17 protein-coding genes and 1 tRNA gene are annotated in these 20,378 nt (G+C 71.4%); 10 read left to right on the top strand and 8 right to left on the bottom strand.

From position 1 onward, the window contains the following. Positions 1–52 precede the first annotated feature (52 nt). From EF903_RS12260 to EF903_RS12250, 3 genes are all read right to left on the bottom strand, one after another. The gene (locus EF903_RS12260; RefSeq protein WP_125543241.1) at positions 53–265 is read right to left on the bottom strand and encodes a DUF397 domain-containing protein; all 213 of its coding nucleotides are present in this window, start codon (positions 263–265) and stop codon (positions 53–55) included. 198 nt (positions 266–463) lie between these two features. Beyond that, positions 464–1,348: a helix-turn-helix transcriptional regulator gene (locus tag EF903_RS12255; protein ID WP_125543240.1), complete on the bottom strand. Its 885-nt coding sequence runs from the start codon at positions 1,346–1,348 to the stop codon at positions 464–466. A gap of 390 nt (positions 1,349–1,738) precedes the next feature. Further along, positions 1,739–2,476 carry a GPP34 family phosphoprotein gene (locus EF903_RS12250; protein WP_125543239.1) on the bottom strand — a complete coding sequence of 246 codons (738 nt, stop codon included), beginning with the start codon at positions 2,474–2,476 and terminating at the stop codon, positions 1,739–1,741. 279 nt (positions 2,477–2,755) lie between these two features. Between EF903_RS12250 and EF903_RS35170 the strand changes: the two genes are divergently transcribed. The 4 genes from EF903_RS35170 to EF903_RS12225 all read left to right on the top strand — a co-directional run bounded on the left by EF903_RS35170 (position 2,756) and on the right by EF903_RS12225 (position 8,887). Continuing rightward, positions 2,756–5,356, top strand: coding sequence for a D-alanyl-D-alanine carboxypeptidase family protein (locus EF903_RS35170; protein WP_260615110.1), 2,601 nt, complete (start codon positions 2,756–2,758; stop codon positions 5,354–5,356). Positions 5,357–5,494: 138 nt separating this feature from the next. Then, positions 5,495–7,327: an MFS transporter gene (locus EF903_RS12240; RefSeq protein WP_399420685.1), complete on the top strand. Its 1,833-nt coding sequence runs from the start codon at positions 5,495–5,497 to the stop codon at positions 7,325–7,327. Between the two features lie 84 nt (positions 7,328–7,411). After that, on the top strand, positions 7,412–7,612 hold the full coding sequence (locus EF903_RS12235) for a hypothetical protein (RefSeq protein ID WP_125543238.1): 201 nt from the start codon (positions 7,412–7,414) through the stop codon (positions 7,610–7,612). A 681-nt stretch (positions 7,613–8,293) separates the two neighbouring features. Beyond that, positions 8,294–8,887, top strand: a complete 594-nt coding sequence (locus EF903_RS12225) for a hypothetical protein (protein ID WP_125543237.1) — start codon at positions 8,294–8,296, stop codon at positions 8,885–8,887. A gap of 468 nt (positions 8,888–9,355) precedes the next feature. On the opposite strand, the gene EF903_RS12220 is transcribed toward EF903_RS12225, so the two are convergent. Both EF903_RS12220 and EF903_RS12215 read right to left on the bottom strand, forming a co-directional pair. After that, positions 9,356–10,048, bottom strand: coding sequence for an HAD family hydrolase (locus tag EF903_RS12220; RefSeq protein WP_125543236.1), 693 nt, complete (start codon positions 10,046–10,048; stop codon positions 9,356–9,358). Continuing rightward, on the bottom strand, positions 10,035–10,901 hold the full coding sequence (locus EF903_RS12215; RefSeq protein ID WP_125543235.1) for a GntR family transcriptional regulator: 867 nt from the start codon (positions 10,899–10,901) through the stop codon (positions 10,035–10,037). Before EF903_RS12215 ends, EF903_RS12220 begins: the two co-directional genes overlap by 14 nt. A gap of 199 nt (positions 10,902–11,100) precedes the next feature. Between EF903_RS12215 and EF903_RS12210 the strand changes: the two genes are divergently transcribed. The 4 genes from EF903_RS12210 (at position 11,101) to EF903_RS12195 (ending at position 14,498) form a co-directional block, all read left to right on the top strand. Beyond that, complete coding sequence (locus EF903_RS12210; RefSeq protein WP_125543234.1) at positions 11,101–11,511, top strand: hypothetical protein; 411 nt, start codon at positions 11,101–11,103, stop codon at positions 11,509–11,511. A gap of 214 nt (positions 11,512–11,725) precedes the next feature. Next, entirely contained in the window at positions 11,726–13,150 is a 1,425-nt protein-coding gene (gene repSA / locus EF903_RS12205) for a replication initiator protein RepSA (protein ID WP_125543242.1), read from the top strand. A gap of 2 nt (positions 13,151–13,152) precedes the next feature. Further along, entirely contained in the window at positions 13,153–13,353 is a 201-nt protein-coding gene (locus tag EF903_RS12200) for a helix-turn-helix domain-containing protein (protein WP_125543233.1), read from the top strand. After that, positions 13,353–14,498, top strand: coding sequence for a site-specific integrase (locus tag EF903_RS12195; RefSeq protein WP_125543232.1), 1,146 nt, complete (start codon positions 13,353–13,355; stop codon positions 14,496–14,498). Before EF903_RS12200 ends, EF903_RS12195 begins: the two co-directional genes overlap by 1 nt. A 71-nt stretch (positions 14,499–14,569) precedes the next feature. Here the strand turns inward: EF903_RS12195 and EF903_RS12190 are convergent. From EF903_RS12190 to EF903_RS12180, 3 genes are all read right to left on the bottom strand, one after another. Next, positions 14,570–14,642 (bottom strand) — tRNA-Arg (locus EF903_RS12190). A gap of 138 nt (positions 14,643–14,780) precedes the next feature. Beyond that, a complete protein-coding gene (locus tag EF903_RS12185) occupies positions 14,781–16,469 on the bottom strand; it encodes a hypothetical protein (protein ID WP_125543231.1) in 1,689 nt (562 codons plus the stop codon). A 79-nt stretch (positions 16,470–16,548) separates the two neighbouring features. Then, on the bottom strand, positions 16,549–17,826 hold the full coding sequence (locus EF903_RS12180) for a M6 family metalloprotease domain-containing protein (RefSeq protein WP_125543230.1): 1,278 nt from the start codon (positions 17,824–17,826) through the stop codon (positions 16,549–16,551). Positions 17,827–18,144: 318 nt separating this feature from the next. Between EF903_RS12180 and EF903_RS12175 the strand changes: the two genes are divergently transcribed. Then, positions 18,145–18,804, top strand: a complete 660-nt coding sequence (locus tag EF903_RS12175; RefSeq protein WP_125543229.1) for a TetR/AcrR family transcriptional regulator — start codon at positions 18,145–18,147, stop codon at positions 18,802–18,804. A gap of 94 nt (positions 18,805–18,898) precedes the next feature. After that, positions 18,899–20,378: MFS transporter (locus EF903_RS12170; RefSeq protein ID WP_125543228.1), on the top strand; the 1,480-nt coding region annotated here is incomplete at its 3' end.

Below are 20,378 nucleotides of genomic sequence, written 5' to 3'. Positions count from 1 at the left end.
GGGTGGAGGTGGGGGTGGGGGTGGAGGCGGCGAGGCGTCGCCGCCGTAACGTTTAGGCGAGGCGGCCGAGCGCGCCTTCGGTGACGCCGGTGACGAAAGAGGTCCAGGAGCCGGGGGCGAAGGTGAGCGAGGGGCCGTCCTGCACCTTCGAGTCGCGGACCGCGATGGCCTCCATGACGGGGGACTTGACCTCGACGCAGGCGCCGTTCCCGCCGGAGTAGGAGGACTTGATCCAGTTGTCCGTGGCGCCCTGACGAATAGCCATGATTCTCTCCGGTTCAGCGAGTAGTGCCAGGTGGGTGGGTTCCCCTGGCCGACGTGATCGACGCTACCGGCACCTTCCGGAGGGCGAAGAGGTCATTCACCCGACCGAGTGGCATATTCCATTCAGGCCTTCTGTGGCTGGGGAGTGACGGTGTACGGTGACCGGCCCCGCTCGCCAACCGCCCTGTTTTTCCCGTTATTACCTGTTCTTGCCTCCGAAATCATCGATGATGCCGGCGATGAACTCGCGGGTCTGCTCGACGTTCAGGGCCTGCGCGCGCAGGTGCTCGTACATGACGCTGTACATCTGGACGTCGTTCGCCTTCTCCAGGTACAGGTCGCTCGTCACGCCCTCGATGTAGACGACCGTCGAATCCGTCGCGTCCGGGAATTCGAGGATCGCGTACTGCCCGGTCATCCCCGGGTGCGCGCCCATCCCGAAGGGCATCACCTGCACGGTGATGTGCGGCTGTTCCGACTGCTCCATCAGGAACTCCAACTGCCGGGCCATCAGCTGCGCGTCGCCCACGCGCCGGCGCAGTGCCGCCTCGTCGATGACGGCCCACAGCCGCAGCGGCCCCACCTCGGGGTTGTTGTTGTCCGTCTCCGACAGGCGCTTCTGCCGGTGCATGCGCACCTGCACGCGCTTCTCGACGTCGGCCGGCGAGGTCTCCGGCACGGCCCCGCGGATCAGGGCGTGTGCGTACTCCGGGGTCTGGAGCAGGCCCGGCACCATCTGCGGCTCGTAGGTGCGCAGGCTCGCCGCGTCCGTCTCCAGGCCGATGTAGACGCTGTACGGGATGTCCCCGAAGGCGTGCCACCAGCCCTGCTGGCGCGAGTCCTTGGCCATCTGCATCAGCGACTCGACGAGCCTGCGGTCCTCGACCTCGTACACGTCGCACAGGTCGCGGACGTCGCGCTGGCTGATGGAACGGCGGCCGTTCTCCAGCCTGCTGATCTTGGACTGGGAGACGAGGAGGCGCTCGGCGACCTGTTCGGCCGTCATGCCCTTGTCCTCGCGGAGCTTGCGCAACTCCATGCCCAGTCGGCGGCGTCGGACGGTGGGATTGACATTGGACGCCACGTGAACGGCACCTCCGCCTTCTTCTGGATCTGTCTCTCTGCGTGCCTGATGGGGAGCAGACTGCCACCGAAGGGCAGGACTGCGCCGGAGAACTGCACGGAAAGACAGGCGTGCGGGGCGGCGGAAGCCGGGCGGACCGGCCCCGCCGCCCCGCACGCACTGGGCGGCTCCCGGACCGGGCCGTCAAGGGGGGGCCGGTCGGGGTGCTGGCGGTGCGGTGGCGGTGCGACGGCGGTGCGGTGGTGCGATGGAGCAGTGGATCTGCGTGTTCGCGGTGGTTCAGGTGGTGCCGCGGTGCGTGGTGGTGCCGGTGTGGTGCCTGGTGCAGGGGTGGAGCAGTGGTGGCCGAGCGGCCGTTCCGCGGTCGTCCCGCGGCCGTTCAGCGGCCGCTCAGTGGGCGGCGACGCGCGCCATCGCACCCGCACGGCGCGGCTGCATCGGAACAGCGTTCGCCGTGGGACGTGGCGCCTGCGCTGCGGACGCCCGCTCGCGGCGCGGCTGCGCCGCCGCACCGTTCTGGACGTCCATCACGGCGTGCGCCACGAGGCCGCCCATCGGGTCGTGCCGGATCAGGTCCCGCAGCCGGGACCTGGACGACCGCCCCTCGTTGCCGGGGTACAGGTGCTTGCCGAGGCCGACCGCGTGGGCCAGCGCGGCGAGCGCCGCGGTCCGCGGGTCCGGCGGTACGCCGGTGCGGATCGCACTGTCGAGCCGGGCACGGATCTCCCGGCTGATCGCCGTGTCCGTCGCCTGGTAGCGCGTCGTCGGCAGCACTCCGCACATCTGGCCCGCGACGGCATGCACCATGCCGCAGCGCTCCAGGTGCGCGAGGTAGATCTGGCGCAGCCCCAACCGGGGCCCGCCGATCCAGTGGACGGCCCGTACCGGACTGCCGCGCCTGCGCAGCAGTTCCAGTGCGGAGTCCAGTGTCGGATCTCCTGTCGGCCGCGGCATCACCACGGCGATACGATCCCCGTCAGGGGCTATCCGTCCTGCCAGAGCCAGCTCCACTAGCTGTGCCCCGGCCAGGCCGAGGTCGAGCGACTGCGGCTGCGCCGTGGTACCCGTGGCCGGGTCCAAAGCGAGCAGCAGAAGCTCCTCCGGAATTGTTCTGCGGCTCCTGCCCATCCATGCCTCCCCGCGTGGATGAGTGACAGGGTGACCCCTCTCACATTCATCTGTCGAGAGTGCCTGGTCGCTTTGTAGGGGAACCGGCAGCTATGTCGTTCTCGTCTAGGGCGAGGGCGATGCCCCCGAGACGGGACACTGTTAGACATTCGGACAGCCGGACGCGACGCGGTGGCGAACGAGGAGGAACTGGTGGCGGGCGAGTCCCCCGACAAGTCGGTTGATGAAGCAGTGCCGGGGGCGGCGAAGTCCGCTGCGGAACGGGATCCCAGGTTGTCCGTGTTCCGTCCCCGCGACCCCGAGGACGCGGCGGGGGCGGCGTCCGGTTCCGTACGGGAGCGGAAGGCCGCGGAGGGGGAGTCGGCGGATGAGCCCGAGGGCGAGGCCGCGGGGGACGCCGAGGCGCCTCGCGCGGATTCGTCCGGACGGGCGGAATCCGCGGCGCCCGCAGCGTCCGAGGACGAGGACGAGGACGGCGACGAGGACGGCGACGAGGACGGCGACGCCGGCGACGAGTCCCAGCAGTCCCAGCAGTCCGACCAGTCCGACAAGCCCGGTGAGTCCGACAAGCCCGGTGGGGCCGACGAGTCGGGCGACGCCGGCGCCTCCGCGCCCGCGCCCGCGGCGACGGCCTCCGCGGGAGCCTCCGGCCAGGCCGCCGCCAAGGCCGCCGCCAAGACCGCCGATAAGCCTCTCGGCAAGCCCGCCGCGGCATCGGCCGACAGCGACGCCGGCGAACGCACCGCCGTCTTCCGGGCCCCGGTGTTTGATTCCGGTTCGACGGAGGAACGCGGGGCCGCCGGGTCCGGGTCGGGTCCCTCCGGGAAGCCCGCCGCCGCTGCCGCCGAGGGCGGCGCCGAGAAGGCCGCGGACTCCGTCGGCGGTGCCGACGACGGCGAGCGCACGGCCGTCTTCCGGGCCCCGAAGTTCGACTCCGGTTCCGCCTCCGCCCCCGCCTCGGCCTCCGCCCCCGCCTCGGCCTCCGCCGCTGACGCGAAGCCGGCCGCCAAGGCTCCCGCCGCATCCGGGGACGACGACAGCGAGCGCACCGCGGTCTTCCGTGCGCCGCGCCTGGATTCCGGTTCCGGTCGGACCGGTGGCTCCGCCGCGGCCGCCGCCGGGACCGCGGGGCGTGCGGCCGCCGCGGCGAAGCCCGCCGACGGGGATTCCGAGGACGGCGAGCGCACCGCCGTCTTCCGCGCGGTCAAGCCGCCGGCCCCCGAGGCCGGCAAGGCGTCCGGTTCCGGTTCCGCCCCGGCCGGTGCGAAGCCCGCCGACGGGGAGCCGGAGGACAGCGAGCGCACCGCCGTCTTCCGCGCCGTCAAGCCCCCGGCCGCCCCGGCCGCCCCCGCGGCTGACAAGCCCGTCGCCGAGCGCCCCGCAGCGCCGAAGCCGGCCGGCGGGGAGAAGCCGAGCACGTTCGTGCCGCTGCGCACCGACGACGGCCCGGCGGAGAAGCCGGCCGCGCCCGCGCGGGGCCCCGTGCCGCCGCCGAAGGCCGTTGCGCCGAAGGCCGCCGTACCGGCTGCCGCTGCCGCCGCGTCGGCGTCGGCCGCCTCCGACCGGACCGAGCGGACGACGCAGCAGCCGCTGCCGCCGAAGCCGCCGCTCGACATGCTCGCGGACCTCACGAACAACCCGCCCCCGCCGCCGACCCCGATGCGCACCTTCGTGCGCCGGGTCAAGATCTACGCGCCGCTCGTCGTGCTCCTCGCCGTCATCCTGTCGGTCGTGCAGCTGGTCCGCCCGCTGCCCGAGCCGAAGCTCACGATGACGGCGAAGAAGTCGTACACCTTCGAGGGCGCCGCCCCGGCCCTGCCCTGGCCCAAGGAGGGCCAGGCGTTCATGGCGGCCTCCGGCCTCGGCACGGTCGGCACCTTCGGCGAGCAGAAGCCGATCGCCATCGGCAGCGTCGCCAAGACGATGACGGCGTACGTGATCCTGAAGAACCACCCCCTGAAGAAGGGGGAGCAGGGTCCGATGATCGACGTCGACAAGGCGGCCGTCGAGGACGGCAAGAAGGACGCCGAGGGCGAGTCGACGGTCAACACGCTGCAGGAGGGCGGCAAGATCTCGCAGTACGACGCCCTCGCCGCGATCATGATCCCGTCGGCGAACAACGTCGCGCGGCTGCTCGCCCGCTGGGACACCGGCGGCGACCAGGAGGCGTTCGTCAAGAAGATGAACGACACCGCCAGGGAACTCGGCATGACCAACACGACGTACACGGACCCCTCGGGTCTGGACGCCACGACGGTCAGCACCGCCGAGGACCAGGTCAAGCTGGGTCTGAAGGTCGTCGAGATGCCGGAGCTCGTCGCCATCACCAAGCTGCCGAGCTGGCAGGACCCGTCGGGCAAGGTGTGGCGCAACTGGAACGACCTCGTGCCGTACAACGGCTCGCTCGGCATCAAGACCGGCTCCACCAGCAAGGCGGGCGGCAACCTGCTCTTCGCCGCGGAGAAGCAGGTCGGCAAGACCAGGCAGCTGGTCGTCGGCGCGGTCCTCGGGCAGCACGGCGTGCCGATCCTCGGCACGGCGATCGCGGCGAGCAAGAACATCATGCTGGCCACGCAGAAGTCGCTGACCAGCGCGGCCGTGGTGAAGAAGGGCGACGTCGTCGGGTACGTGGACGACGGGCTCGGCGGCCGCACCCCGGTCGTGGCCGGTGCCGACGTCGAGGCGGTCGGCTGGCCGTCGCTGACCGTCGACATCAAGCTGTCGCACGGCGACTCCAAGCTGCCGCAGACCGCGACGGCGGGCACCGAGGTCGGCGTGCTGACCGTCGGCGAGGGGGCCAGCCAGGTGAAGGTACCCGTGACCCTGAAGACGGACCTGGCCGCGCCGGGAATCGGCAGCAAGCTGACCCGGATCGGCTGACCGCGGCCGCACGGGAGACCATGGACCGGCGCCTCGGGGGCAACCCCGGGGCGCCGGTGTGCGTCCAGTAGCCGGGACGGGCGACCGGGACGCGACGGAGTGGACCCCAGGGCTGGGGAGTAGGGCAGTGAGCGACCAGTGACCACCGCTGAGCAGGAGCAGACCGAGGGCCGGGGCGCGCCGGCGCCGGCCGCCGCCGGGGCGGCGCGTGCGGCGGGCGGTGCTCGGGACGGCGCCGTCGGCGGGGGTCCTGCCGCCCGCGCGTCGGCCGCGGCCCGGCGGCATCCGGTGGCGGTGTCCACGGCGGTGGCGGCCGTGCTCCACGTCGTCTGGTTCTACGCCTTCGCCAACAGCGGCGGCGATCTCGCCGCGCAGGACGCCTGGGCCGAGTTCGTGGGCCGGCATCCGGACTCCGCGTACAACCTCGCGTGGTACGGGGGCATGCACCCCGTCTCGTACAGCGTCGTCTCCCCCTACGTCATGTACATGATTGGCGTGCGGACGACGATGATGGTCGCCGGCACCGTCTCCGCCGGCCTGCTCGCGCTGATCCTGACCCGCTGTCGCGGCGCCGTGCGCGAGCCGCTGTGGCCTGCGCTCGCCGGGGTCTACGGCCTCTTCTGCAACGCCTTGTCCGGCCGGGTCACCTTCGGGCTGGGCGCGATGTTCGCGCTGGGCGCCGTCGCGGCCGTCTTCTGCTGGCCCCGCCGCTGGGCCCGCCGCCGCTGGGCGAAAGCCGCCGTCGCGGCGCCGCTGGCCGGGCTCGCGACCGCCTCCAGCCCCGTCGCGGGCCTCTTCCTCGGGGTCGTCGCGGCCGCGCTGTTCCTGAGCCGGCGGCGGCCGGGCGCGTACGCCCTCGGGCTCGCCCCCGTGGCGGTCGTCGGGCTGTCGGCCTGGCTGTTCCCCTTCTCCGGGACGCAGCCGATGAAGATCGGCTCGGCGTGGCTGCCGTTCGCGACGGGGCTGGCCGTCGCCCTCCTCGTACCGAAGCGGTGGAAGACCGTCCGGGCCGCCGCCGCGGTGTACGTCTTCGGCGTCTTCCTGACCTGGGCGATCGACTCGCAGGTCGGCTCCAACGTCACCCGCCTCGCCATGCTCTTCGGCGGGGCCGTCCTCCTGGCGGCCGTCCCGTACGCGGCCGCGGGCACGCGCCGCCGGCGGGCGCTGGTGGCGGCGCTCACCGCGGTGACGGTGTGGATCACCGTGAACAGCGTCACCGACATCGTGCGCACCACCCCCGTGGCCGCCTGGAACCGTGAGCTCGCCCCGCTGGTGGACCAGCTGCAGAAGGCGGGCGCGGACCGGGGGCGCGTCGAGGTCGTGCCGGCGAGCAGCCACCGGGAGTCGTCGGCGTTCCCGGCGTACGTCAACCTCGCGCGCGGCTGGAACCGCCAGGCCGACCTGGAGCGCAACCCGCTCTTCTACGACGACACGCTGACCGCGGAGAGCTACCGCGAGTGGCTGGAGCGGTGGGCCGTCCACTACGTGGTGCTGCCGGCGGACAAGCCCGACTCGGGCGGCGAGGCGGAGGCCCGGCTGGTCGCGGGCGGGCTGCCGTACCTGGAGCGGGTGTGGGGCGACGCGAACTGGCAGCTCTTCCGCGTCGCCCGGCCGACGGAACTGGTGTCGGGACCGGCCTCGGTGGTCCGGGCGGGCGCGGACCGGCTGGTGGTCGACGTGAAGGCCCCCGGACGGGTCCTGGTCCGGATCCCGCACTCGCCGTGGCTCGGGCTGGTCGACGCCGACGGGCGCCCGGTGCCGCCGCCGCAGGGGTACGCGAACACGGCCGGCTGCCTGTTCAAGGCGGAGGCGGACGCCGCGGGCGACGTGTGGACGGAACTCCTCGCCCCCGCGCCGGGCGAGTACCGGATCGCGGCGAAGTACCAGCTGCCCCGCGGCACGCCCTGCCCGGAGGACCTCGTCCGGGAGACGGCGGACCCGACGGACCCGACGGACCCGACGGGCGGCTGACGACCCCGGAAGGTGCGACCTGCGACATATCTGCATACGATCCCAATAGTCCGATTGGGTGCTTCCCAAGGAGTTGACGACGGGATGAGCAAAGAGCAGAACCAGGACGTCCGGCGCGCCGCGAGGGGCCAGGAGCCGCCCGGACCGCCCCCCTCCAGGGGCCACGGCTTCGCCGGCCCGGTGCGCAGCAAGGTCAAGGGCGGCGCACACACGAAGGCGGACCTGAAGCGCGCGGGCGCCCCGGTGGGCGACCGCATAGGCGAACGCACAAGGGGCCTGAGCTGACCCCCGCCACCCCTGGCCCTTCCGGCCCCCGTGGGACCCGGAAGGGCTCCCGTTCGGCGTTCGCGGGTCAGACCCGGCCGAGGTCGCTGTCCGCCATCCGTCCGGCACCCGAGGTGTGGCTGGCGGGGCTGCCGACGCCTTGGCACCGGAGGGGTATGCCAAACGGACCACACCTAAACGTTTAGGTGTGGTCCGTGCGCTCGTGCCCCCGGCAGGATTCGAACCTGCGACACCCGCTTTAGGAGAGCGGGAGGGCGAACCTCCGCCTGACCTGCACACACGCTGCGAAACCTGATCGACACCACAGCCCCCGACAACGCCCCTCGTTCCCCGTGGTTCCCCGCACGATCTGGCACGGATGTGGCACGGTCCTGGCCAGCGCCTGTCAGTGCCTCGGGATAGCGTCCAGCTGCGCGCGGTCGGCTTCCGAGGTGTCCAGCTCTCTAGTGCAGCTGCATCCCTGGCCTTGTCCGGGGGCGGCCCGGTGCAAGCCCGGTACCCAACCGACGGCCAGGCTTCGCCGATGGCCAAGAGTGCCCTGCCAGCGTCGGCCGCGCGCACGCACGCGTGTGGCCCGCTCGGCTAGCCGGTCCGGCTGACGCCTGAGGGGAAGCTAGGGCATTCTTTGGCTCATCTAGGCAGGGTGACAGAGGGGGGCATTTGGAACCGTACATTGTGGCTTTGATCGCTGTGGCCGGAGCTATGGCCGGGACCGTCGCCGGGTTTCTTCTTCAGCGAAGGCAGGCAAGAGAGCAGCGCACCTGGCAGACGACCGACCTAGCGCGACAAGAAACCCTGGCGCTGGTGCAGTCGACATCGGCCGCCTTCGACCAGCGTGAGGTGCTGCTCTGGCAGGAGCGCCGAGCCGTCTACATCCGATTCCTCACGTGCATCGACGACTGGATTGAGCTACTTAGGGACCTGCGTGACTCCGGAGGGCTGCCCAACGCGCCAGATATTCAGACGTCGGATGATGCGCGCCAAGCTTCGCCGCTGGCGGCTCGACACCTTGAAGCGGCTCGGAATTTCGCGAGAGTCGATGTCGAGATGACCGTGATCGCCGGTAGCCCCGTGCAGTCAGTGTTGGATGCCCTCCGGGGCACGGTGTATGCCGCAGCACGCGAAGCCTTGACCGGTGGCGACAAGATTGCCGACCTCACGGACGAGAGGGGGCGTCTCGTACGGGCTATCCGTTTCGAGCTCACAACTTCATTCGTTGGGGATCGGCATGGAGGACGCCCCCGTGTTCCCTCGCAGGCGCCCTCCCCTTCTTAGCCCACCACTCACCCCAACTCCCATCCCGTCTGCCGTCGACCCACACACCGTGGAGCAGGCGCGGTGCCGGGCGTCCAGGTGGAGCGCGCCACTGTACGAACGACCTGGACGCCCGGTGCCGTGTCTGCTCGGCTCTGCCTGGGTCGACGGCAGACGGGATGGGAGTCCCCACCGCCACACCCCACCGGCCGGCACCCGCGTACGGTGCCCCACCATCCCGGAGCCGGAGCGCCCCCGCCGGAGGCATGTCGGTGACCGTGGGAACCGGCGGCCGTTGGGGCTCGGACTCATGCCCTTGGGCCCATCCCGTCTTGCAGGGGCGGGCGTCGGCGCAGCGCGCGCGGAGCGGGCCGCAGGCAGGAGCGTCGCGCGGAGCGGAGCCGGGAAGCCCGCCCGGCGGAGCGGTAGCGCAGCCGGGTGCCTTGATGAGGTAGAGAAACCTGTAACAGGTCCTCCGCTGCTCCTCGGCTATGCCGTGGTGAGTGCGTCGGCGATGGCGTGCATGTCGTCGGTGATGGTGTCGGCCTGGGCCTCGGCGAAGAGGTCGGCCTTGTGGGGCTTGTTGGCGTAGGCGATCACCGTGGTCCCGGCTGCGTGGGCAGCCTGGATGTCTGTGAGCGAGTCACCGATCAGGGCGCAGTTCGTGACGTCGATGTGCATCCGCTCGGCCGCCGTGATGAGCGGGAAGGGGTTCGGCTTCATCAGGTGGGGTTGTCCCGTCGGCCGGCCGACCACCTTCGCGACGTATCCCTCCAGCCCGTGCGCCTTGAGGAAACTCTCGACGCACTCGGCCGAGTTGTTGCTCACCACCGCGACCGCCCTCCCGGAGGCGTTCACGGCCTGGAGGGCTTCCACCGCCCCCGGCGTCGGCGAGCCCGCCACCGCGACGGCTTCGACCTCCGCCTCCGTCAGCCGCTGCTCGATCTCCCCACCCAGCTCGGCGTCCGCCTCATGCGCGATGCGCAGAACCTCGATGGGGTCGTCGGTCTCGGCCGCCTTCGCGCCTGCGGATACGTCCTTGGCCGCGAGGATCGCCGTGAGCTGTTCTGCAACCTGGGAGGCAGGGAGCCCGGCGAACACATCGCACACGGGGCCGTCGAAGTCGAAGAAGACCACCCGGGCGTTGCCCAGGACCTCGGAGAGTCGGTCATCGTGCGTCAAGGTCGAAGTCCCTTCCGATGGTCTCCCAGACGCTGTCGAACCACATCCGGGCTTGCTGGACCTGCTGCGCTCCGCCGGACGACTCGCCGTCGTTGACCGAGTGGTGGAACAGGGTCGTGTCCTTGCCGACGAGGTCATAGATCTCGATCGCCTCGCCCTGGGCGACGACCTTGTTCGGACGGATCGGGTAGTACCCGAAGAACACGTCCTCGTTGTTGATGACGTACAGCTTGAAGAACTGCGTGCCGCTGTGGACGCGGACGTTGATGCGCGTCTCGGCGACCAGGCCAAGGTGCTCCAGTTCGGTGATCGCGTCCCGGATGCTGCGGGTGTAGCCGACCATGATGTCGTGCATGCGGTCGCGGAGCCTCTTGTCGTCCGCACCGTCGGACATCCGGACCGGTGCCGCCTGTGGCACCGCCATGTCGGGGACGAGTATCCGCATGGTGATGCTCGACGGCGTGAGCCTGCCGACGCGGATCTTGTCTAGCGGCTCTTGAAGAGCACCGTGCAGCGTCTCGCTGGAGAACCCCGCGAAGTCGATGGTGACGTGATCCTTCGCGAACGCCTGCTCCACGTAGGGCCGAAGCCCCGCCGGCCGTTCCGTGCGGTTGCGGACGTAGACACCGCTGCCCTTGCGCGAGACCACGAGCCCTTCGTCCTCAAGGTCCCGTAGCGCCCGCTGGATCGTCGCCCGTGCGAAGCCGTAGAGCTCCGTCAACTCCTTGTGCGACGGCAGCTTCTCGCCCGGCCCGAGCCTCCGCGTACGAATCGCTGCGCTCAGGCTGCTCGCGACCTGCTCGTACGGGGCTCGGTTGTCGTCGGGGTCGAGGGGCTCGGGGACAAAGGTCATGGGTCGATGGTAGGGGACATCCGCTCAGTCTGGACAGCCATGTCAGCCAGGCCGTTGACATGGCTAGCCATGTCTCCTACCTTATCCATGTGGTCAACCAGGCTAGCCATGTTGGTCACGTGATGAGACTCCGGAGGACGGCGCACTACCGCCAAGCAGACCGCCGTCCTCCTTCGCTCCCATGAAGGGAAGTTCCATCATGCCTGCCTTGCATAAGCTCGCGCAGTCCGCCGGGCTCTCCGTCTCCGACTTAACGAACGGGGAGCGTGCCGTGGCTCTGTACGTCTCGGACATGCCGACCTCGTACCGGTTCCGCAGGGGCGACATGCCGAAGACGTGCGACTGGATCCTCCAGGGCGCCGCTCGCCTGGGGCTGGAAGAACTCTCCTACGTCGCGGCTCTGCGGCAGGAGTGCCGCCTCGGCTGGCTGCACGGCGTCACGGCCGAGGTGAGCAGCGTTGAGGGCTTCTCGGACGAGGCCCGCACCGAGCGTGCCGAGCACCTTGCCGCACTCGTGACGTTCAACGTCCGCGTCGGTGAAGAGGCGTTGCGGCGTCAGAAGCAGTCGGCCACTGCGCTCCGTCCCCTCACCGCGAAGGCGGCTGCGTGATGGGGTGGGTGCGCGGCTTCGGCCAGTCCCGTGACCCGCTCGACTCGGACGCCGACGAGGCGCGGAAGGTCGCCGGTAGCCATGACCGCTACTGCGCGGGCAAGGGGCAGAACTTGCCCCGGATGGGGAAGAAGGGCTCGCCGGGACGTCCGTCGGACAACACGTCCGGTCCCTCCTCGACGTCGGCCAGCACCCCGAAGAATCGGTGGCGCTGGTGACGGTCTTCCCCGTCCCCCCGGCCGCTGTCGCTGATGTGGCGGCGGCTGTGGGCACCGATCCCCTTGCCCTGGCAGACCTGTTGCGGGTGGCGAACGCCCCGGGGTTCGAGCGGTGGCGTGAGCAGGTGCGGCGTACGGGCGGCTGCTCGGACCCGATCCACCTGTCGGGCACCACGGTCACCCGCGATCGACGCACCGGGGCCGTCCTGTACTCGTACTCGACGGCCGAGGAGCCGGGTGGCCGGTTACGGGTCGCCTGCGGCAACCGCCGGGCCTCGCGCTGTCCTTCGTGCGCCTGGATGTACGCGGGGGACACCTACCACCTGATCCGGGCCGGGATCACGGGTGACGAGCGCAAGAACGTCCCCGCCACCGTTCGGGACCACCCCCGGGTCTTCGCCACCCTGACCGCCCCGTCCTTCGGCCCGGTCCACAACCGCCCCGCCTCCGGTCGCTGCCGCTGCGGCGCCGCGCATCCGGAGAACGCACCCGTCCTCGGTACCGCGCTGGATCCGGCCCGGTACGACTACGCGGGCGCGGTGCTGTGGAACAACCACGCCGGTCACCTCTGGCAGCGCTTTACCATCTACCTCCGCCGGGAGATCGCTGCCCGCGCCGGCATCACCCAGGCCGCGTTGAAGGACTCGTGCCGGGTCTCCTTCGGCAAGGTTGCCGAGTTCCAAAAGCGCGGCGCCATCCACTTCCACGCCGTCGTACGCCTCGACGGCCCCGACGGACCCGGCACGGCCCCGCCCGCCTGGGCCTCGGTCGACCTCCTGGACGACGCGATCCACGCGGCTGCTGCCCGGGCCGCCGTCACCGTCCCGGCCGCCGGCACCCGACCTGAGCGGACGCTGACGTGGGGGACACAGGTGGACGTCCAGCCGATCGGCGCCCTCGGCCAGGAGGAGCTGACCGAACAGGCCGTCGCCTCCTACGTCGCCAAGTACGCCACCAAAGCGGCTGAGACCACCGGCACCGTCGACCGGCGCATCGGCGAACCGGCGGAGCTGGCCAAGCTCGACCTACCCGACCACACCCGGCGCCTGATCGAAGCCTGCTGGGCCCTCGATGCGGACTACCCCGGCCGGATGCTGGCCCGCTGGTCCCACATGCTCGGCTTCCGCGGCCACTTCTCCACCAAGTCCCGCGCCTACTCCACCACCCTCGGCGCCCTCCGGCAGACCCGCGCCGACTACCGCGCCGCACAGGAACGACGCGAACGCGGCCTGCCCGACCCGGACGACGACGCGGAGGGCTCCACCCTCGTGATCGCCCACTGGACCTACGCCGGGCACGGGCACACCCCCGGCGAGTCCTGGCTCGCCGCCAACATCGCCCGCGACATCCAGCACAACCGCGAACACGCCCGCGAACTGCGGAACGAACTCGAATCCACCGACACTCAGGGGGAGTGGTGACCATGGACCGACTGCTGAGCGTGAACGAAGTGGCCGAACTCCTCGGTACCACCGTTCGCTTCCCCCGGCGCCTCATCGAGGAGCGGCGGATCGTCTTCGTGAAGGTCGGCCGGCATGTCCGCATACCTGAGAGCGCGGTCACTGCCTTCGTCGCTGCCAACACGGTTCAGCCGGTCGTCCCCTCTCTGAGGAGCGTGGCCTAATGGCGAACAGTAAGGGCAGGCGGCGACGTTTCGGCAGTGTCCGGCCTCTCGCCTCTGGTCGGTGGCAGGCCCGCTATCGCGACCCGCTGTCCGGCGAGACGAAGGCTGCGCCGCAGACCTTCGCGACGAAGACCGACGCGGATGTGTGGCTGACCACCATCGAGGCGGAGATCGTCCGAGGCACCTATCAGGCACCCGACGCGGGCAAGATCGCCTTCGGCCCGTACGCCGATGACTGGCTGAAGCACCGCAAGCTGGAGGACCGTTCCCGGGAGCGGAACGAGGGCGTGTTCCGGCTGCACATCAAACCGACCTTCGGCGCCGGAACCCTGGCCGCGATCACCACGCCCCGCGTCCGTGCCTGGCGTACCGCCCTGCTGGAAGCCGGTGTGGGTGAGCCCACCGTGGTCAAGGCGTATCAGCTCCTGCGAGCGATCTTGAACACGGCGGTGGACGACGAGCTGATCTGCCGCAACCCATGCCGCATCAAGGGCGCCGATCACTACGACGTGCCGGAGCGTCCCGTCCTCACGGTCGCTGAGGTGTACGCCGTGGCCGACGCCATCCAGCCGCGTTACCGGGTGCTCGTCCTCCTGGCGGCCTTCACCACGCTGCGCTTCGGTGAGCTGGCCTCGCTCCGACGTCGGGACCTCGACCTGAGCCGCTGCGTGGTCATGGTCCGCCGCGCCCAGTCCGAGCTGCAGAACGGCAAGCTCGCCGACAAGGCGCCGAAGTCCGCCGCCGGCGTCCGGCCGGTCGCTTTCCCCGCCGAACTCGTCCCCGAGCTGACTTACCACCTGGAGCACTTCGCCGCGGCCGGGCAGGACGGTCACCTCTTTCAAGGGCCCCGCGGCGGACTGCTTCGGCGGAGCAACTTCCGCGACGACTGGACGACCGCACGCGCTGAGGCCGGCGTCTCCGGCGACGTCCACTTCCACGACCTCCGCCACACTGGCAACACGCTGGCCTCCAGCGCAGGGGCGAGCACGCGCGAGTTGATGACGCGGATGGGGCACAGCACGACCCGGGCCGCGCTGATCTATCAGCACATGACGAGCGACCGTGATCAGCACATCGCGGGGAAGCTCGGGGAGATGATCCGCCGGGCCCGAGGAGAGGGTGATCCGCCGCCTTCTGGCACGTAGGTGGCACAGACGCGATCATGCGAAAGGGCCAGCTCATGGGAAACATCCCTGTGAGCTGGCCCTTTGCCGTGTGCCCCCGGCAGGATTCGAACCTGCGACACCCGCTTTAGGAGAGCGGTGCTCTATCCCCTGAGCTACGAAGGCGTGCTCGTGGACGCGGTCCGTGAGGACCTGGCCACCGCCGCAAGTGTAGCGGGTGGGGTGCGGTGCGTACCGGGAGATCTCGGCCGGGGCTCCGCGGGCGTGCCGGAGATCGTCCGGAGGAGGGGGGAGAGCCCCGGGTCAGCGCCTGTCGTAGATGCCGAAGAGGTCGACCACCACGTCGACCGGCTCCCAGCTGCGGTTCCAGAAGTCGACGATGCCGTCGGGGCCCGTGCCCGTCTGGGCGAGGTTCGAGACCGTCGCGCCCTTCGTCCAGTTCAGGTTCGAGGACTGCGGGGGGTGCGGGGTGGTCGCGGTGCCCCTGTCGTACTGCTGCTGGGTGTTCGGGTCCGGGGCGATCGAAAGGTGGCCGCTGCCGCCGGTGTTGGTCACCGTCGCGTTCACCACGGCCGCCTCCGGCGCGGACTTGCCCGCCGGGATCCGCTGGTGCAGGAAGTCGAAGGACTTGACCTGCCACCACTCGCGGGAGTCGTGCAGGCGGGTCGGCGCCACCGGCAGGTAGGCGGCCTTGCCGTCGGCGCTGTAGTGGCCGACGACGTCCACGATCACGTCGGCCCCGCTCCAGGAGCCGTTGCGGATCTCGATGCGTCCGTCCGGGCCGACCGGGACGATCACCGAGTTGGCGACGGTCTGCCCGGCGGTGAAGTTGAGGTTCGACGTGGCCGGCGCCGGCTGCCCGCTCGGGAAGAGCGTCAGGTGGCCGGCCTCCCGCGGGTCGGTCACCGTGACGTTCAGCGCGACCGCCGTGACGCCCTTCGGCGGGACGCCGCCCGCGCCCGCGATCTGCACGGCGAACGACGACTGCCCGGATGCCGGGCCCCGCCGGGTGCCCAGGCCCTCGCGGGTGTCGACGAGGCGCGTCGGGGTGAGCGAGGTGTAGCCGGCCGCCGCGGAGCGGGTGAAGTAGCCGGTGACGTCGGCGAGCAGGTCCGTGGTGCCGTCGCTGCGGTTGGACAGCTCGATGTGCCCGTCCTCGCTCACCGGGACGATCGCCAGGTTCGGAACGGTCTGCCCCGCCGCGAAGTTGACGTTCGACGTGGCAGGGCGTTCGGTGCCCGCGGCGTACGCGCTGACGTGCCCGGCGGCCTTGGTGTTGGTGGCCGTGAGGTTGAGCGCCACGGCGGACACCCCGGCCGGGATGCCGCGGGTGCCGGCGACCTTCACGCGGGTCGTCCCGTACGCGGGGACGGGCCGGGCGCCCGCCGCGCCGGTGCCGTCGCGGGTGTCCAGCAGGCGGGTCGGGGCGTGCGGGGTGAACTCGGAGCCGGACACGACGACGTCGAGGGTGTTCGTCGTGGTCAGGTCGTTGCGGACGTCCTTCGCCGTGAGGGTGACCTTGTGGGCGCCGACCTCCGCGTAGGTGTGGTTCAGGTGCAGGAAGGGGTAGTCGGAGTCGGAGAGGACGACTTCCGTCTGCTTGTTGCCGTCGCCCCAGTCGACGTCCACCGCCACCGCGGTCGGCAGGTCGCTGATCGTCATGACGTACGCGGTGAGCATGATGCCGCGCGCGGTGGTGTGGCTCGCGCCCATCTCGACGGACAGGTGCGGGTCGCCCGCCGCCGCGTTCGCGCCGCCCTGCGCCGACGCCTTGCCGCCGGCCTGCCCCTTGGCGGTGACGGAGCGGTCCGCCGGGCTGAAGAACGGGGACTTGCGCAGCTCGGCCCGCGCTGCCCCGGCCTTCCCTGTGGCTCCGGCCTTCCCCGTGGCCGCAGCCGGCGGCGTCGGCTCCGCCGCCTGCGCCGTGGCCGGTACGAGGCCCACGGCTGCCGCGGCGACCGCGGCGGAGATCATGATGCGGTGACGGTGCACCGGCCCCCCAGTGATTCTTGAACTTGTTCAAACGGTCAAGATCAGCTTACCGGGTCCCGGCGGCGCCCTCCGCCTCGGGTCACGGCCGCGCGATGCGGACCTGGAAGCTGCCGTCGCGCAGTTCGCCGACCACCGAGATGCTGATGCCCTCCTCCTCGTCCGTGAACGTCTCGCCCGGCCGGTACGGGGCGTCCGACAGCTCACCGTGGACGTTCGGCCGGCGCGTGCAGCCGCCGCTGCCGACCGCGCTGTCGACCACCGTGACCGGGCCCCGGCCCGTGTCCACCTCCGAGTCCACCTTGTAGACCAGTACACCGGGCTTGCACACCGTCTCGTCGTTGCCCGCCTGCGTGCGGACCTCCACCGCGTACCCGGTGGTCGCCGACAGCGGGACGAAGGCCAGCTTCGTGCCCCCCTCGACCGCCAGCGGCGCCAGCACGTGGTCGCTCGTGCCGGGCTTCGACGCGCAGCTGATCTGCGAGCCGTCCAGCCAGCCGAGCTTCCACTTGTGCCAGCCCAGCAGGTCGTTGTTGGAGCCCCAGTCCTCGCTCATGATGTCCCAGTGCCCGACCGCGCCGCCGCCGTCGGCCGTGTACAGGTCGGGCAGGCCGAAGACGTGCCCGTTCTCGTGCGGCAGTACCCGGTAGCCGGTCTCCCGGTAGGTGCCGGAGCCGTCGTCCTGCCGGCTGTAGACGAACGACGTGTTGGCCAGCGGCACACCGTCCGCGACCGGCGCGTCCCCGTTGCCGGAGAACGTCACCGACAGCACCGTGTCGAGCGCCGACGGGCCCGCGTTCGGCGTGACCAGGATGTTCACCAGGTCGTACCGGCTGAAGTCCACCTCCGGGTCGGCCGCGCTCACGATGTGCTCGACGAGCTGCCGGTAACCGGGCTCGTACGGGGACCCGCGCCCGATCCCGTACGCGGCGAACGGCATCGGCATCCGCAGCCAGCTCTTCACCGGCGCCTCGGGCCGGTAGGTGAGCCGGCCGTAGGAGCTGGTGCGGAACCAGTCCGAGGTCTGCGGGAAGAACTCCGCCATCCGGTCCAGTGCCGTGCCCTCGCCCTTGGCGTCCGGGAAGTCGATCATCAGGTTGAGCGCACGGACCTCGCCGGTCGAGCGGGAGTACCCGGCCGGCGTCGGCAGCCCCTCCGACATCTGCACGCCCGGCGCACCGCTGATCCGGCACGGGGCGAGAGCCGACTCCGCGGTCGCCGCCGCCGGCCCGGACGCCGAGTGGTGGCGGCCGGAGATCCCGCTGCTGGCGGTCGCCGTGATGCCGAGGGCGAGGGCGGTCAGGCCGATGTAGGCGCCGGCGCGGTGGGGTCTGCGTATCCGGTGGCGGGTCTGCGCCATGGGCACCGCCTTCCGCTCCGCGGCAGCCGGCCCGGCCCGTGCTGCTCTCCGTGCGCTCACCCTCCGACGGGCGCGCCGCGCCCGCGCGCCGGGTGCGGCCGAACGGGAACGGCCGTGTGGTGCGGCTCACACGGGAGGGTGAAATAAGCGGGGAGCGGATCCCCGTTTGCACCTGTGTCCCCAAACGGGGATCCGGTCCCCGGTTCGGCTCCGTCGGTTCCTTCGGTTCCCTCGGTCCCCCGGTTCGCGGGTGCCGGCGCCCAGGCATTCGTACGCCGCCCCCCGCGGGCGGGCGGAGCCGTTCGAGGAAGGCCCCCGATGCAGCGCACCGCCGTCTCCGCCGACGCGCCCGCGCGCGCTCCCCGTCCGCGCGCGGATGCCGTGCGCAACCGGGAGCGGATCCTCACCGCTGCCCGGGAGGTGTTCGTGGAGCTGGGCTCGGGGGCCCCGTTCGACGAGGTCGCCCGCCGGGCGGGGGTCGGCAACGCCACCCTCTACCGGCACTTCCCCGACCGGGCCGAACTCGTCCACCACGTCGTGCTGTTCGTCATGGGCCGGGTCACGGCCGAGGTGCGCAACGCGCTCGACGAGGAGCCCGACGCGTTCGCCGCGCTGTGCCGCTTCACCCACACCGCCGCCGACGAGCGGATCGGCGCCCTGTGCGCCATGCTCGGCGGCGGCTTCGACCGCGAGCATCCCGAACTGCTCGCCGCCAACGGCGTGCTGACCGAAGCCGTCACGTCCCTGATGGACGCCGGCCGGCGCGCGGGCCTCGTCCGCGGCGACGTCGGCCCCGGCGACCTGATGGTCGCGCTGTCCCAGCTCAGCCGCCCCCTGCCGGGCGTCTCCTGCGTCAGCGTGGACGCATTCGTCCACCGCCACCTCCAGATCTTCCTCGACGGGCTGCGCGCCCCCGGCGCCTCCGAACTCCAGGGCGCGCCCGCGACGTTCGAGGACCTCAGGCAGAAAACCGAGTGACGGCTCAGGCCCCGGCCCGCTAGCGTCACAAAAGCTCACAAAAGCCGCTTAAATCATCTTTTCCGTCATTCCGCACACCGAAGTGGGTACCCCCATGCCGAAAACCGCCGACACCGCCGATCCGCTCCGGGCGGCGGCTCCCGATCCCAACCGCTGGAAGGCGCTCGTCTTCATCGCGCTGGCGCAGCTGATGGTCGTCCTCGACGCGACGATCGTGAACATCGCGCTGCCCTCCGCCCAGGCCGACCTCGGCATCTCCGACGGCAACCGCCAATGGGTCATCACCGCCTACGCGCTCGCCTTCGGCGGCCTGCTGCTCTTCGGCGGCCGCATCGCCGACAAGTGGGGCCGCCGCAACGCCTTCGTCGTCGGCCTGATCGGCTTCGCCCTGGCCTCCGCGCTCGGCGGCGCCGCCACCGGCGAGGCGATGATGCTCGGCGCCCGCGCCCTCCAGGGCGTCTTCGGCGCGCTGCTCGCCCCGGCCGCGCTCTCGCTGCTCGCCGTGATGTTCACCGACGGCGCCGAGCGCGCCAAGGCGTTCGGCATCTACGGCGCGATCGCGGGCGGCGGCGGCGCCGTCGGCCTGATCCTCGGCGGGTTCCTGACCGAGTACCTGGACTGGCGCTGGACGTTCTTCGTGAACATCCCGTTCGCCGTCGTCGCGGCCGTGGGCGCCTGGCTCGTCGTGCGGGAGCCGGCCGGCGGCCGCAACCGCGCCCCGCTGGACCTCCCGGGCGTCCTGCTGTCCACGCTCGGCCTGGTCGTGCTCGTGTACGGCTTCACGCGCGCCGAGTCGGCCGGCTGGTCGGACGCGTGGACGATCCGCATGTTCGTGGCGTCGGTGGTGCTGCTCGGCGCGTTCGTGCTCGTCGAGGCGCGGGTGAAGTCCCCGCTGCTGCCGCTGCGCGTCCTGCTGGAGCGCAACCGCGGCGGCGTCTACCTCTCGCTGGGTCTGGCCGTCATCGCGATGTTCGGGCTGTTCCTCTTCCTCACCTACTACCTGCAGGTCGTGAAGGGGTACTCGCCGGTGAAGACCGGCTTCGCGTTCCTGCCGATGATCGCCGGCATGATCACGGGCTCCACGCAGATCGGCGCCCGCCTGATGAACCGCGTCCCGCCGCGGCTGCTGATGGGACCCGGCTTCCTGCTCGCGGCGACCGGCATGCTGCTGCTGACGCAGCTGGAGGTCGACTCCTCGTACACCGGGCTGATCCTGCCGGCGCAGCTGCTGCTGGGCCTGGGCATGGGCACCGCGTTCATGCCGGCGATGTCGCTGTCCACGCACGGCGTCGCCGCGGCCGACGCAGGTGTCGCCTCCGCGATGGTCAACACCTCGCAGCAGGTGGGCGGCGCGATCGGCACCGCCCTGTTGAACACGATCGCCGCGTCGGCGACGACCGCGTACCTCGTGGACCACGCGGGCGAGGCCGCCGCGGGCGGGGCCGCGGCCAGGCTGGTCCAGGCTCAGGCCATGGTGGAGGGCTACTCGGCCGCCATCTGGTGGGCGGTGGGCATCCTCGCCGCGAGCGCGGCCCTGGCGTTCGCGCTGATCAACACCGGCCGGCCCGGCGCCG

It is taken from the genome of Streptomyces sp. WAC05292 (assembly GCF_003949955.1).
GTDB lineage: Bacteria > Actinomycetota > Actinomycetes > Streptomycetales > Streptomycetaceae > Streptomyces > Streptomyces globosus.
Note: the sequence above shows the minus strand (reverse complement) of the source record. Positions and strands in the feature narration are given on the sequence as shown.